Here is a 14,667-nt window from a genome sequence, read left to right on the forward strand (position 1 = left end):
ACCGAGGTCTTGGTCGGTTATTCGGCTCAAATCGAGCCAGAAAGTGACCAAAACCTCGGTTGAGTCAAACCAAGGGGCGTATGCCGAGAAGAACTACTTCTCGGAGCCGTAGAAGCTCTTGAAGCCCTTGAAGATGGCCGCGGCGAGGGCGGCGCCGGCGAGCGGGGCAAAGATGAAGACCCAGACCTGCTCGAGGGCGAGGGTGTTGCCGGTCACGGCCATGGCGAGCGCGGGGCCAAAGCTGCGGGCGGGGTTCACGGAGGTGCCCGTCAGGGGGATGCCCATGATGTGAACGAAGGTGAGGGTGAGGCCGATCACGAGGCCACCAAAGTGGCTGGTCTTGTTGTCTGCGGTCACGCCCAGGATGGTGAGCACGAACGCGCAGGTCAGGATGATCTCGACGACAAAGGCGCCGATCATGGAGAGGCCGGTCGTGGAGGCCGCGTCATAGCCGTTGCAGCCGAGGCCGGTCTCCGCCACGCCGCCGAGGGCGCCGCACTGGCCCACGATGAACAGCAGCGCGAAGGCAGCCGCGATGCCGCCCACGAACTGGGCGATCCAGTAGCCGTAGAGCTCCTTGAGGCTCATGCGGCCGTCGAGGTAGCAGCCGAAGGTCACGGCAGGGTTGATGTGGCAGCCGGAGACGTTGCCGATGACGAAGGCCATGCAGACGATCGAGAGCCCAAAGGCCAGCGCGATGCCCACGGTTCCCAGGGCGGCGCCGGCGATGCAGGCGCTGCCGCAGCCAAAGAGCGTGAGCGTGAACGTGCCCAGGGCCTCGGCCAGGTACTTCTTCATGGAATCCAAGGGTTCCTCCTTGCTTCGTGGGAGGCGTGAGGCACGTGCCGTCCGCACCCCCGTGACAAAAACGCTCACCATTTTGCAGAAGCGCCCACGCCCCACAACGAGCCGCATCGAGCATCAAAGAATGGTTGAGTGACGCCTTCCCAGCTCAGCGCGACCCTAAAAACTGAGTTGAACCTTAAAAGACTTAGATTTACCTGCATTTTTGTACGGGATAATGGCGAATCGTGTGAAACGGCTGGTTAACGAGACGTACAAGGAGATGCAGGCGTTGAATCTGACGAGACGATCGTTCGGAGCGCTCATGCTGGGGGCGCTGCCGGCGAGCCTTCTGATGGCCGGGTGCTCGGATGACGCGGTGATCGCGATCACCGGTTCCGGGACCCTGCGCGCGGGCGTCCGCGCGGACGTGGTGGGCTTCGGCTACCTCAACGAGGGCACGGGCAACTACTACGGCATGGAGATCGACCTGGTGGAGGAGCTGGCCTCCCGACTCGGCTACGGAGACATCGAGTTCGTGACCATCCTTCCCGAGAACCGCAAGGAGATGCTCCTCGACGGCCAGGTGGACCTCATTGCCGCCTGCTACTCCATCGCGGAGACGCGCCTCGAGAACTTCGACTTCTCGCCCGCCTACTACGACGACAGGGTCATCGCCGTGGTGCAGAACTCCTCGCTCATCGAGGGCATCGACGACATGAGGGGCCTCACCTTCGGCACGATGTCGGGCGCCAACGCCGCGCCGCTGCTCTCCACCAAGCTCTATGAGGACGGCTTCACCAGCGGCGAGGTCGTCACCGCCAACGAGGACAACTCCGACGTCTCCTTCGACACCTGGCACCTGCTGCAGTTCCCCAGCTACCAGGAGCTCTCCGACGCCCTCGAGGACGGCACGGTGGACGCCATGGTGCTCGACGGCGCCATCGCGCAGACCTACATGGACGACAAGCGCCACGTGATCGACGGCTTCGTCGTCGCCGAGCAGTCCTACGGCATCGCAACGCAGAAGGATTCCGAGCTCTCCGCGCCGGTCGCCGAGGCGGTCCAGGGGATGCTCGACGACGGAACCATCGACGCGCTCGTCGACAAGTGGGACTAGGGGGTAAATCGATGCGGATGTCACACAGGCTCAAGGTAAAGATCGCGGCCATCGTCATCGCCGCCCTCGCGAGCATCGCGGTCATGGGGGTGCTGCTCTCCGGCATGCAGGGCGAGCTCACCCGTGCCAACTACGACGCGGAGATGGAGGCGGAGGCCGAGCAGCTCTCCGCCCTCCTCGCCGACGCCGAGGACGAGAACGCGCAGAACAAGGAGACCTTTGACGCCATCTACCAGTCCAAGGCCCAGAGCGTCTCGTTCATGGCGGCCAACGACACCGGCTTCGAGGCGACGGACGCCAAGATGCGTGAGTACCAGGAGCTTCTCGGCGTCGACAACGTGCTCATCGTGAAGGCGGACGGCGCCGTGGCAGCCAAGGCCGCGGACACGCGCGCGGACTTTGCCTCCTCGCGCTTCAACTACCTGCGCGAGTCGCTCTCCACGGGCGAGCCGTCGCGCGCCGTCGAGGTCAACCTGCCCGAGCGGGACTGGAACACGCGCTACTACGCCGCCAGGATCGACGACGAGACCATGGTCGTCATCGAGCAGGACCCCGCAGAGCTCTACGACCTGGTGGAGTCCACCGGCTCCACCGCGAGCGTGCTGCGCAACATCCAGATCGGGCAGGACGGCTACGTCTTTGCCCTCTCCGCCCAGACCTACGTGATCGAGTACCACCCCAATGACGGCCTCGTCGGCGCCGACGCGCTCGACGCCGGCATGGATGTCGGCGACCTCGAGGACGGCTTCACCGGCTGGATGCAGCTCGGCAACGAGCGCCTCTACGGTCACGTCTGCCTGATCGACGACACGTACTACATCGAGGCCGTCCCCGCTGCCGACATGAACGCGTCGGGCGACATCACCGTCGGCGTCATCCTCTTCGTCTTTGCGGTCGTCGTGGCATCCGTGGCGCTCTACGGCATCTTCGTGCTGCGCGAGGACGAGCGCGAGGGACACGATGGGGATGATCTCATCGCCCTCTCCGGCGGCCTGAGCGTCAACCGCCGGATCGCGAGCAGGGCGGCGGTCCTCTCGGTCATCGGCTTCTTTGCCGTTATCGTCATCTCCTTCTATATGCAGACGCTCTTCGCGCTGTCCTCCCAGTCGCTCACGCTTACCGAGCGCGTCGACCAGGTCGCCTCGACCATCGAGCGCAGCCAGGACCGCGCCGCCGAGCTCGAGGACCAGTACAACGAGCGCTACCTCTCCAAAGCGCAGGTCGCGGCCTACATCCTGGACCACAACCCCGAGCTCGCCAACCGCGAGACGCTACAGGAGCTCGCCGACGCGCTGCAGATCCAGTACCTCTTCACCTTTGACATCAACGGCACGATGACGGCGACCAACTCCAGCTTCACCAACTTCGCGCTCTCCGAGGACCCCGAGGACCAGTCCTACGAGTTCCGCAAGCTCCTGCAGGGTGTCGACTCCCTCGTGCAGCCCGCCGGGCCGGACGAGGTCTCGGGGGAGATGCGCCAGTACATCGGCGTGACCACGCACGACGAGTCGGGCACCGTGAACGGCTTCGTCCAGCTCGGCATCCACCCGACGCGCCTGGAGACGCTTCTGGAGAGCGTGCAGATCGAGAACGTCCTCGACGGCGTGCAGGTGGGCGTCGGCGGCTTCGCCTTTGCCGTGAACAAGGCGGACGACACCATCGCCTACTACCCCAACGACAACATGATCGGCAAGCCGGTCACCGAGTGCGGCATGAGCGAGGACCAGCTCAAGGACGGCTACAGCGACTACATCACCATCAACGGCGAGCAGCTCTATGCCGCCTCTGCCGAGACGAGCGACTACTACGTCTTTGCCGCGGGTCCCGACGGCGCCCTCATGGCCGAGCGCGGGCCGCTCACCATGGCTACGGGCGGCGTAGCGCTCGTGTGCCTGGCGGTCCTCTACTGTCTCACGGTCTGCGAGCCGGTTGCCGGGGCCAAGGGGCAGGCCGCATCCGCCGAGCCGGGAGAGAAGGACGAGGGACGTCCGCGCATGGTGGACGTCACCGTGGGCGGACGCACCATGAAGACCATGAGCGCCGCCAGCCGCTGGTTCCGTCGCTCCCTCGACTGGAACGACATGACGCCCGAGCAGAAGCTCGGCTGCGTGCTGCGCTGGTTCGTCGGTGCCGCCGTCATCCTCGTGTGTCTTGCGGTCGTCTTCAAGGACGCCATCTTCGAGGAGGGCTCGATCTTCTCGTACATCCTCGGCGGCTCCTGGCAGCACGGGCTCAACATCTTCGCCATCACGGCGGCGATCATGTTCGCCTGCCTGGTCCTCACCGTCACGGAGATCATCCAGAAGATCCTCATGCTCGTCTCGCGCGTGGTCGAGGCCCGTGGTGTCACGATGTGTCGCCTCGCGTCGAGCATCGTCAAGTACGCCTCGGTGATCGGCATCCTGTACTGGTGTCTCGCTCTTCTCGGCGTGGACACGGCGACGCTGCTCGCTTCGGCGGGGCTGCTCACCTTTGCGGTGTCCCTCGGAGCCAAGGACATCGTCACCGACATCATCTCCGGCCTCTTCATCATCTTCGAGGGAGAGTTCCGCGTCGGCGACATCATCCAGGTGGGCGGCCAGCGCGGCACCGTCATGGAGATCGGCGTGCGCACCACCAAGATCAACGACGGCAACGGCAACGTGCTCGTGCTGCGCAACTCAAACATCTCCAACGTGGTCAACATGACCAAGGAGCACAGCTACGCCTCCGTCGAGGTGGGCATCGAGTACGGCGAGAGCCTCGAGCGCGTGGAGAGCATCCTCTCCAAGGAGCTTCCCAACATCAAGCGGCGTCTGCCGGCGATCATCGACGGCCCGTTCTACAAGGGCGTCACGATGCTCGCGGACAACTCGGTCAACATAAAGATCGTGGCGGAGTGCGCCGAGAAGGACCGCTCGGGCCTCACCAACGACCTGAACCGCGAGATGAAGCTGCTCTTCGACCGTTATGACATCTCGATCCCGTTCCCGCAGGTCGTGGTCAACCAGCCGACCGTATTCAAGAAGGCGACCATCGCCGAGAAGCTGGCTGCCGACAAGTTCAACGCGGAGCAAAAGGAGGCCATAAGGAGCATGGCCGACGAGGACGAGGACTTCGACGAGTCCAACGACTCCGAGCGGCGCTAGACTGCGGTTTCGATCCGTTCTGCGGGCCCGTCGTCGCGGATGCGCGGCGACGGGTCCTCTCGTACGGCACGACGATCTTCTCGGCTGCGCGTCCTTCTCGGCTGCGCGTCCTTCTCGGCTGCGCGGCCCTCTCGCCCTCGTCGCGGCCCTCCTTGAGGTTTTGGGCAACAAGTTTGATGCTGCGCCGCGAAGCAGGAACTTTTGCATAAGCGATGTTGCCCACAACAGGGGAGAAAGTGGCGTACGGGCCGCGAAACATAAATCATTTGCCCCAAAACAGCGGGGTACGTCTCGAAAACGGCCACCCCGCGTGCACGCGCGGGCCGAAAACCCAAAACCTTTGGTTTCGTGCCAGCGCCGCCGCCCGCGCGGGTCGCGCCCGTTGCGCTATAACGGTGCAAGGCGACGGTAAGGGGGCGGCTTGGACGGCGTGCGCCTCATAGCGCGGTTTCTGGGTCCGTATCGGCGGGACTTCCTGCTGGCCGTGCTCTGCGTCGCCGCTGAGACCTCGCTCGAGCTCTTCATCCCGATTCTCATGGCGCAGGTCGTGGATCAGGGCATCATGGCCGCTGACCTGCACGTTGTTCTCACCAACGGCGCGCTCATGCTCCTCTGCGCGGCGGCCGCCCTCGCGCTGGGCCTCGCCTACGCGCGCTTCTCGGCCCGCGCCGCGATGGGCCTGGGCGCCAACCTGCGCGCGGCGGAGTACGCGCACCTCCAGACCTTCTCCTTCGCCAACATCGACGACTTCGAGGGCTCCTCGCTCGTGACCCGCCTCACCACCGACGTCACCGTCGTGCAGAACGCACTCGTCACGGGCACGCGCCCGCTCGTGCGCGGCCCCTCGGCGCTGGTGGCGGGCATCGTCTACGCCTTCGTGATGTCGCCGGAGCTCGCCGTGGTGTTCTGCGTGGTCGTGCCGCTGCTCGCCGTTGCCATGCTCAGCGTGGTCGCGCGCGTGGCGCCGCGCTACCGCGTGCTGCAGCGCGCGATGGACCAGCTGAACGACGCCCTGCAGGAGGACCTCGCCGCCATCCGCGTGATCAAGGCCTACGTGCGCGAGGGCCACGTCGCCGAGCGCTTCGCCGCCGTGAACACGCACCTGGCAGACACCGCCACGCGCACCTTCCGCACCGCGGTCCTGAACGTCCCGATCCTCCAGGGCGCCATGTACGCGACCAGCGTGGCCATCCTGCTCTTTGGCGGGCAGATGATCCTTGCCGGCACGCTCACCGTGGGCGCGTTCACGGGCTTCATGAGCTACGTACTGCAGATCGTGAACTCGCTGATGATGATCTCCAACGTCTTCCTCATGCTCGCCCGCGCCGTGACCAGCGTGGAGCGCGTGAGCGAGGTGTTGGACGAGAGGCCCACGCTCACCTCCCCTCCGGACGCGCTCGCGGACGTGGCGGACGGCTCGGTCGTCTTCGATCACGTGTGCTTCAAGTACGCATCAGATGCCGAGAAGAACGTGCTCTCGGACGTCTGCCTGGACATTGCGGCCGGCTCCACCGTGGGCGTGCTCGGCGGCACGGGCTCGGGCAAGACCACGCTCGTACAGCTCATCGCGCGCCTCTATGACGTGACCGCGGGCGCGGTGCGGGTGGGCGGCCACGACGTGCGCGCCTACGACCTGGCCGCGCTGCGCGACGCCGTTGCGGTGGTGCTGCAGAAGAACGTGCTGTTCTCCGGCACGGTGCGCGAGAACCTGGCCTGGGGAGACGCGGACGCCACCGACGAGCAGATGCTCGAGGCGTGCCGGCTCGCCCGCGCGGACGAGTTCCTGGAGCGCATCGGCGGGCTGGACGGCCTGCTCGGCCAGGGCGGCGCCGGCGTCTCAGGCGGTCAGCGGCAGCGCCTCTGCATCGCACGTGCCCTGCTCAAGCACCCGCGCGTGCTCATCCTGGACGACTCCACGAGCGCCGTGGACATGGCCACGGACGCCGCGATCCGCGAGAACCTGGCGCGCCTCGCGGGTGTCACCAAGATCGTGATCGCGCAGCGCGTGGCGTCCGTGATGGACGCCGACAAGATCGTGGTGCTCGACGACGGGCGCGTCCACGCGTGCGGCACGCACGAGGAGCTTCTCGCTATCGACCCCATCTACCAGGAGATCTACGAGTCGCAGGTGGGATCTGGAATCAGCGGGGAGGTGGCCTAGATGCCCGCCCGCGGAAACGCCGCGCCGTCGCGGCCGCACGACCTTCTCGCCACGCTGCGCGAGCTCCTGTCCTACATGAGCCACGCCCGCTGGCTCATGCTCGCGGTGGCCGTGCTCGTCACGCTGGCGGGCTTGGCCAACCTGCTCGGCACGTACATGATCAAGCCCGTGGTGAACGCCGTGGGGGAGGGCGACCAGGCGGCGTTTGCCCGCGGCGTGGCGCTGGCGGCCGTGATCTACGTGGTGGGCGTGGCGTCGGCCGCGGGCTACACGCAGCTCATGGTGCGCGCGGCGCAGCGCGTGGTCCTTGACGTCCGCCGCGACCTCTTCGCGCACATCGAGCGGCTGCCGCTCTCGTTCTTCGACCGGGCGCGCCACGGTGACGTGATGAGCTACTTCACCAACGACGTGGACACGGTCTCCGAGGCCCTCAACAACAGCTTCGCCAACCTCGTGCAGGCGGCGGTGCAGATCGTGGGCACGCTCGTGCTGCTTCTGGTGCTGGATTGGCGCCTCACGCTGATCACGATTGCGTGCGACGCGGCGATCGCGCTCTACGTGCGGTTCTCGGGCGGGCGCAGCAGCCGGTTCTTCTCGCGCCAGCAGGCCGAGCTCGCCGGGCTCGACGGCTACGTGGAGGAGATGATCGCCGGGCAGAAGGTCGTGAAGGTCTTCAACCACGAGGATGCCAACCTGGCACGCTTCTCCGAGCTCAACGAGCGCCTGCGCGCGGCGGGCACCACGGCGCAGTCCTACGCGGCTACGATGGTGCCGGTGACGGTGTGCGTGGGCTACGTGAACTACGCGATCGTGTGCGTGCTGGGTGCGCTCCTCGCCGTGCGCGGGCTCACGGACGTGGGCTCGCTGGCGAGCTATCTGGTCTTCGTGCGGCAGGCGGCCGCGCCGCTCAACCAGTTCACGCAGCAGGGGAACTTCCTGCTCACGGCCCTTGCGGGTGCGGAGCGGATCTTCTCGGTCATGCGCATTGAGCCCGAGGTGGACGAGGGGGAGGTGCGCCTCGTGCACGCAGACGACGTGGAGGCCGCCCGTGCCGCCGCCGGTGCCGCGGGCTGGGCGTGGGAGATCTGCGGAGAGCACGTGCCGCTCCAGGGCGACGTGCAGTTCTACCACGTGGACTTTGGCTACGAGGAGGGGCAGACCGTGCTTGCGGACCTCTCGCTCTACGCCAAGCCGGGCCAGAAGATCGCGTTCGTGGGCTCCACGGGCGCGGGCAAGACCACGATCACCAACCTCATCAACCGCTTCTACGAGGTGCGCTCCGGCGTGATCACCTACGACGGCATCGACGTGCGCGACATCGAGAAGGCGTCCCTGCGCCGGTCGCTGGGCATCGTGCTGCAGGACACGCATCTCTTTGCGGGGACGATCGCGGACAACATCCGCTTCGGCAAGCTGGACGCAACCGACGAGGAGGTGCGCGCGGCGGCTCGGCTGGCCTGCGCGGACGGCTTCATCTCGCGCCTGCCGCGCGGCTACGACACGCCCGTGGTGGCAGACGGCGCGAACCTCTCCCAGGGCCAGCGGCAGCTCCTGGCCATCGCGCGGGCGGCCGTGGCGGACCCGCCGGTGCTGATCCTCGACGAGGCCACCTCCAGCATCGACACCCGCACCGAGGCGCTCATCCAGCGCGGCATGGACGCCCTCATGGCGGGGCGCACGGTCTTCGTGATCGCGCACCGGCTCTCCACCGTGCGCAACGCCGACGCAATCATGGTCCTGGAGCACGGTCGGATCGTGGAGCGGGGCACGCATGAGGAGCTTCTCGCCCAACGCGGCGAGTACTGGCAGCTCTGGACCGGTGCCAAGGAGCTGGACTAGGCCGGGCTACTCCGCCCGACCATACACACCCCACCAAAATGACGGCATAATGGGGCGAAACGGGGTAGGTGTGTATGGTCGACCCGAGTAGACAGTCAGGGAGGCGTGCGTGGCAAAGCAGGTCTGGAAGGGCGGCAACATGCTCTACCCGCTGCCCGCGGTGATGGTGAGCTGCGCGAACGAGGCGGGCGAGAAGGACATCGTCACGGTCGCGTGGGCCGGTACCGTCTGCACCAACCCGCCCATGCTCTCGATTTCCCTGCGCCCGGAGCGGCATAGCTACCACATCATCCGTGAGTCCGGCGAGTTCGTGGTGAACCTCGTGACGGCACGGCTCCAGCGCGCCTGCGACTGGTGCGGCGTGCGCTCGGGCCGTGACTACGACAAGTGGGAGGAGTGCCGCCTCACGGCCGTGCCGTCGAGCGCGCTCGAGCTCGCGCCCGCGATCGCGGAGAGTCCGGTGAACATCGAGTGCCGCGTGCGCGACGTGCTGGAGCTGGGCAGCCACCACCTGTTCCTGGCAGATGTGCTGGCGGTGCAGGTCGAGGAGTCGCTGCTCGATGCGCGCGGCAAGCTGGACCTGGCCCGCGCGAACCTCACCGCCTACAGCCACGGCGAGTACTTCGAGCTGGGGCGTCGCCTGGGGAGCTTTGGCTATTCCGTGCGCAAGCGCAAGCCCGGCCCCCGTCGGAGGCGCTAGTAGCCGCGGCTCATGCGGCGTCGGATGCCAAAGTACTCCATCACGAGCAGCGTGAGCAGGATCGCCATCGAGACGAGCGAGCCCACCACGGCGCCGGCGAGCCCCGCGAAGTTCACGAGCAACATCGCCACCGGCACTGAGAACGCGAAGGCGATGAGGTAGAGCTTGGAGACGTCGCCCTGTGCGCGCAGCACCGTGACGATCTGGTAGAGGAAGTCGATGCAGGCGCACACGCCGCCCGTGCCCACCATCACCAGGCAGAGGCCGCGGAACCGCTCGAAGTCCAGGCCGTACATGACGCTCATGAGCGGGATGCCGAGCGTGCCCATGAAGAGCGCCATCGCACCCGTGACCAGCGCGATCACACCCACCATGGCGAGCACCAGAAGGTCGAAGCGGCGGTGCTTCTCGGGGTCGTCCCAGATGCGCGCCAGACGTACGAGCTGCGGCTTGTAGATGAACCCCGCCACCATGAGGATCGAGTGCGCGGGGAAGTACATCGCGTTGTAGTAGAGCTGGTTGTCGTAGGAGAGGACGCCCTCCATCGCGAACTTGGGCACCGAGTCGATCAGGTTGTAGAGGAAGAGCGCCACGAAGAGCGGGAAGCACTCCACGAAGAGCTCCTTCACGCCGCGCAGCGTGGCCGGCATGCTCTTCTCGGTCTCGAAGTAGGCGAGCGGCACGGTGAGGACCACGAGCGACGCCACGGCGCCCACGGCCATGCCAAAGCTCGCCATCGCCAGGTTGCGCGTCACGAGCAGCACGAGCGAGAAGGCCACGAGCCCCAGCACGCAGCGGGCCGCCTGCGAGAGGCCGGCGAGGTAGAGCTTGTCCTTCTGCTGGAGGCGCCCCTCGTAGACGTCGGCGAGGCCGTCGACCGCGCGAAACACGAGCACGCCCATGCAGATGGAGAACATGTATCCGTCGTAGCCGCGGAACTGGCACCACATCCAGCCCACGAGCAGCATGGCCGCGCAGGTGACAAAGCGGTTGACCTGGTAGTCCAGGAAGGAGCGCATATCGTCCAGGTCGGAGACCTGGTAGGTGCGCACGCCGTAGTTGGCCAGGAACAGAAGCAGCGTGCCCACGGTGAAGGCCATCGAGAACAGGCCCGCCTGCTCGGCGCCGACGAGCCACGTGGCGACCATCGTGAGCAGCGGGAAGAGCATGCCCCACGCTGCCTGGCCGATCGTGTTGCAGATGTAGTCGCGCTTGGTCTGGTGCGCGAGGTACTGCTCGGTCTGCTCGGAGAACTTTCCGCCAAAGACCGCGGTGATGAGCCTGTTCCACCAGTCGTTGACTATCCGGGCGAGAAACGCCTCGCGCTCGCGCGGCTGGCGCTCGCGGCGTGGCTTGCGCGGCGACACCCCGTAGCGCGGCGTGCGCGGGGTCTGGGGCGCCGTGACGACGGCCTTGGTCCTCTTGAACGGGTTCTGCATGCGCGGTCTCTCCGGTTGACGTTCTTCTCGGCTCCTGATTGTACCGCCGTGAGACGATGTCTAGGAAATCGAGAGGTTGGCATGGCGGCATCTGGGAATTGCCGAGCTTGTCTCGGCGCAGGGCCGGGATGAGCGCATCTGCGGAGAAAAACTCTAGGAAACAGGGGCCTTGTACCGCTGCAGTCTAGAAATTTGCGCCCTTGTCGCTCGCCACGGACGCCTGCTGCGACAAGGGCGCGTTTTCCTAGATCGCGTCATGACAAGGTCGGCGATTCCTAGAAGGGCAGCCGGGGCCCGACGTGAACATCGCGTTTCTCGCGTGGGTCTTTCTTGAGGGGGATTCATCGGGGGAGGCAGCTTTGGGTATCGTATGGGTGACCACACGTCCAAAAAAGGAGCAACGTTGGCCGAGAAGAACGTGCAGGCGCCTGTCGCCACCGATATCATGCCCGCCCTCAACGTCCCCGAGAGCATCGCCGAGAACCTGGACCTGTTCCTGCGGCTCGTGCGCAAGGTGCTCGAGGAGTTTGACCCGGGGCTGCTCGAGACCTTTGACGTCCTGCTCTCGGACGCCTTCCGCGCCAACGCCGACGAGGCGGCCGAGACGCCCGATGAGCGTGCGGCCTTCGACGAGCTCGAGCGCACCATCGACGGCCTCGACGAGCGCAGCGCCACGCTGCTCATGCGCGCCTTCGTCGCCTACTTCCACCTGGCTAACATCTGCGAGGAGCACTACCGCGTGACCTCGCTGCGCGAGCGCGAGGGCGCGGTCGACCCCGCCGCCGACGCGGACCCGATCAACGACCTCACAGTGGCCTACCGTCGTCTCGTCGACGAGTGCGGCCGCGCCAAGGCGGCGGCGCTGCTCCAGCGCCTGGAGTTCCGCCCGGTCTTCACCGCCCACCCCACCGAGGCGCGCCGCAAGGCCGTCGAGGGCAAGATTCGGCGCATCTCTGAGCTCCTGGCCGAGCGCTCCCACCTGGCGGGCCTCGCGCTCGGCGAGAACGAGCGGCGCCTCCTGCAGGAGATCGACGCCCTCCTGCGCACCTCCCCGATCGCGCACAAGAAGCCGACGCCCGTCGAGGAGGCCGACACGATCGTCGACATCTTCGACAACACCCTCTTTGACATGGTGCCGGACGTCTACCGTCGCTTCGACGACTGGGAGCTCGGCGAGCTCGCGGGGACCGTGTCGCCCGTCTGCCCCGCGTTCTTCCATCCCGGAAGCTGGATCGGCTCCGACCGCGACGGCAACCCCAACGTGACCGCCCGCGTGAGCCGCGCCGTGGCCGAGAAGTTCCGCGTGCACGTGATCGAGCGCCTGGCCGACGCCACGCAGACCTGCGGGCGCAACCTCACGCTCGACGCCGTGTCCACGCCGCCGTCCGACGAGCTGGTCAACCTCTGGAACCACCAGGTCGAGATGAGCGAGGAGCTCACGGCCCGCGCCCTCGGCATCTCCGCGAGCGAGCTGCACCGCGCGGCCATGCTCGTCATTGCCGAGCGCCTGCGCGCCACCGTGGGGCGTACCGCCGACGTCATGTACCGCTGTGCGGACGACTACATTGCCGACCTGCGCGTCGTCCAGGACTCGCTCGCCCGCGCCGGCGCCGTCCGCGCGGCGTACGGACCGGTGCAGCGCCTCGTCTGGCAGGCGCAGACCTTTGGCTTCCACCTCGTGGAGATGGAGTTCCGCCAGCACTCGCTCGTGCACGCCCGCGCGCTCGAGGACATCCGCGAGCACGGGCGCTGGGGCGAGCGGGGCGAGCTCGCGCCCATGACGCGCGAGGTCCTGGACACGTTCCGCGCCATCTCGCAGATCCAGCGCAAGAACGGCGTCGACGCGGCGCGCCGCTACATCATCTCGTTCACCCGCTCGGCCGAGGACGTCGCCAACGTCTACGAGCTGGCGCACCTCGCCTTCGCGCACGAGGCCGACGTCCCCGTGCTCGACGTCATCCCGCTCTTCGAGCAGGCCGTCGACCTCGAACGCGCCACCGAGACGCTCGACCAGATCGTGCGCCTGCCGGAGGTCCAGCGCCGCCTCGCCCAGACGGGCCGCCGTCTCGAGGTCATGCTCGGCTACTCCGACTCCTCCAAGGACGTTGGCCCCACCGCCGCCACGCTTGTGCTGCACGAGGCGCAGGCCAGCATCGCGCGCTGGGCAGAGGCGCATGACATCGACCTCGTCCTCATGCACGGCCGCGGCGGCGCGGTCGGCCGCGGCGGCGGTCCCGCCAACCGCGCGGTCCTCTCCCAGCCCGCTGGCTCCGTGAACGGCCGCTTCAAGCTCACCGAGCAGGGCGAGGTCATCTTCGCGCGCTACGGCAACCCCACGCTGGCGCGCCGCCACGTGGAGTCGGTCGCGGGCGCCACGCTCCTCTCGTCTGCCCCCTCGATCGAGCTGCTCAACACCGAGATGACCGAGAAGTACGCGGGCCTCGCGGCGGAGCTCGACGCCGCCAGCCGCGAGCGCTATCTCGACCTGCTGCACACCGACGGCTTTGCCTCGTGGTTCTCCACGGTGACTCCGCTCGCCGAGGTGGGCCTCATGCCCATCGGCTCGCGTCCCGCGAAGCGTGGCCTCGGCGCGACCTCCCTCGACGATCTGCGCGCGATCCCGTGGATCTTCTCGTGGTCCCAGGCGCGCGTGAACCTGGCGGCGTGGTACGGCCTCGGCACCGCCTGCGAGCGGGTGGGCGACCTCGACCGGCTCCGCGCCGCCTACGCCGAATGGCCGCTCTTCTCGACGTTCGTCGACAACGTGGAGATGTCGCTCTCCAAGGTGGACGAGCGCATCGCCCGGCTCTATCTCGCGCTCGCCGACCGCGACGACCTTGCGGCGAAGGTGCTCGACGAGATGGAGCTCACGCGTCGCTGGGTGCTCGCGATCGCGGGCGACGAGTGGCCGCTGCAGCACCGGCGCGTGCTCGGCCCCGTCATCCGCATGCGCCTGCCGTTCGTGAACGTGCTCTCGGTGACGCAGGCGCTCGCCCTGCGCCGCCTGCGCACGGGAGACCTCGAGCCCCAGGAGCGCGACGCGCTCACCTACCTCATCCTCTGCACCGTCTCCGGTGTCGCCGCGGGCCTGCAGAACACGGGGTGATGCGGGGAGCGGTGCCACACCCTTAAAAGTTTCCTCTATGTAACTCAATCGGCGAACGGTGGTTGCTTCGTCAGAAGTTAGTCCTATATTACTTGTGTGAGTTGAAATAGGGTAACTTCAAGGGAGGCAGTCATGGCCGCACCGCAGCTCCCGCTGGCAATGGCGGGCACCGACGAGGTCGTGCGCGTGGAGCGCGTGCGCGGGGACGCCAACCTGCGCCAGCACCTCGCGGAGCTCGGCTTCGTCGAGGGGAGCGAGGTCAAGGTCGTCTCGCGCGCCGCCGGCGACGTCATCGTGACCGTCAAGGGCGCCCGTCTCGCGCTCAACCGCTCCATGGCGAGCCGCATCACCGTGTCGATCTAGCGCGCGGGAGGGGTCGCCCCTCCGCGCG

The 14,667-nt window shown here is 67.1% G+C and carries 9 protein-coding genes; 7 read left to right on the top strand and 2 right to left on the bottom strand.

All coding sequences use genetic code 11. From position 1 onward, the window contains the following. Positions 1-93: 93 nt before the first annotated feature. Positions 94-798, bottom strand: coding sequence for an aquaporin (locus tag B5F73_RS02950; RefSeq protein ID WP_087226204.1), 705 nt, complete (start codon positions 796-798; stop codon positions 94-96). 310 nt (positions 799-1,108) lie between these two features. On the opposite strand from B5F73_RS02950, the gene B5F73_RS02955 reads away from it, so the two are divergent. From B5F73_RS02955 to B5F73_RS02975, 5 genes are all read left to right on the top strand, one after another. Then, positions 1,109-1,903, top strand: coding sequence for a transporter substrate-binding domain-containing protein (locus B5F73_RS02955; RefSeq protein WP_239379779.1), 795 nt, complete (start codon positions 1,109-1,111; stop codon positions 1,901-1,903). 11 nt (positions 1,904-1,914) lie between these two features. Further along, on the top strand, positions 1,915-5,031 hold the full coding sequence (locus B5F73_RS02960) for a mechanosensitive ion channel domain-containing protein (RefSeq protein ID WP_087226210.1): 3,117 nt from the start codon (positions 1,915-1,917) through the stop codon (positions 5,029-5,031). Between the two features lie 421 nt (positions 5,032-5,452). Then, positions 5,453-7,192 carry an ABC transporter ATP-binding protein gene (locus tag B5F73_RS02965; RefSeq protein ID WP_087226213.1) on the top strand — a complete coding sequence of 580 codons (1,740 nt, stop codon included), beginning with the start codon at positions 5,453-5,455 and terminating at the stop codon, positions 7,190-7,192. Next, entirely contained in the window at positions 7,193-9,031 is a 1,839-nt protein-coding gene (locus tag B5F73_RS02970; protein ID WP_087226216.1) for an ABC transporter ATP-binding protein, read from the top strand. A gap of 109 nt (positions 9,032-9,140) precedes the next feature. Beyond that, entirely contained in the window at positions 9,141-9,731 is a 591-nt protein-coding gene (locus tag B5F73_RS02975; protein WP_087226219.1) for a flavin reductase family protein, read from the top strand. On the opposite strand, the gene B5F73_RS02980 is transcribed toward B5F73_RS02975, so the two are convergent. Then, a complete protein-coding gene (locus B5F73_RS02980) occupies positions 9,728-11,170 on the bottom strand; it encodes an oligosaccharide flippase family protein (RefSeq protein ID WP_143803114.1) in 1,443 nt (480 codons plus the stop codon). The two genes, B5F73_RS02975 and B5F73_RS02980, sit on opposite strands and share 4 nt — an antisense overlap. 445 nt (positions 11,171-11,615) lie before the next feature. Between B5F73_RS02980 and B5F73_RS02985 the strand changes: the two genes are divergently transcribed. Both B5F73_RS02985 and B5F73_RS02990 read left to right on the top strand, forming a co-directional pair. Then, positions 11,616-14,276: a phosphoenolpyruvate carboxylase gene (locus B5F73_RS02985; RefSeq protein ID WP_239379793.1), complete on the top strand. Its 2,661-nt coding sequence runs from the start codon at positions 11,616-11,618 to the stop codon at positions 14,274-14,276. A gap of 132 nt (positions 14,277-14,408) precedes the next feature. Next, positions 14,409-14,639, top strand: coding sequence for a FeoA family protein (locus tag B5F73_RS02990; RefSeq protein WP_087226225.1), 231 nt, complete (start codon positions 14,409-14,411; stop codon positions 14,637-14,639). Positions 14,640-14,667 lie beyond the last annotated feature (28 nt).

The organism is Olsenella sp. An270 (genome assembly GCF_002159735.1).
Classification (GTDB): Bacteria; Actinomycetota; Coriobacteriia; order Coriobacteriales; family Atopobiaceae; genus Thermophilibacter.

Coding starts and splice junctions, on each gene's coding strand:
- B5F73_RS02980 (WP_143803114.1), bottom strand. CDS start 11,170: ATGCAGAACCCGTTCAAGAGGACCAAGGCCGTCGTCACGGCGCCCCAG.
- B5F73_RS02985 (WP_239379793.1), top strand. CDS start 11,616: ATGCCCGCCCTCAACGTCCCCGAGAGCATCGCCGAGAACCTGGACCTG.
- B5F73_RS02960 (WP_087226210.1), top strand. CDS start 1,915: ATGCGGATGTCACACAGGCTCAAGGTAAAGATCGCGGCCATCGTCATC.
- B5F73_RS02955 (WP_239379779.1), top strand. CDS start 1,109: ATGCTGGGGGCGCTGCCGGCGAGCCTTCTGATGGCCGGGTGCTCGGAT.
- B5F73_RS02950 (WP_087226204.1), bottom strand. CDS start 798: ATGAAGAAGTACCTGGCCGAGGCCCTGGGCACGTTCACGCTCACGCTC.
- B5F73_RS02970 (WP_087226216.1), top strand. CDS start 7,193: ATGCCCGCCCGCGGAAACGCCGCGCCGTCGCGGCCGCACGACCTTCTC.
- B5F73_RS02990 (WP_087226225.1), top strand. CDS start 14,409: ATGGCCGCACCGCAGCTCCCGCTGGCAATGGCGGGCACCGACGAGGTC.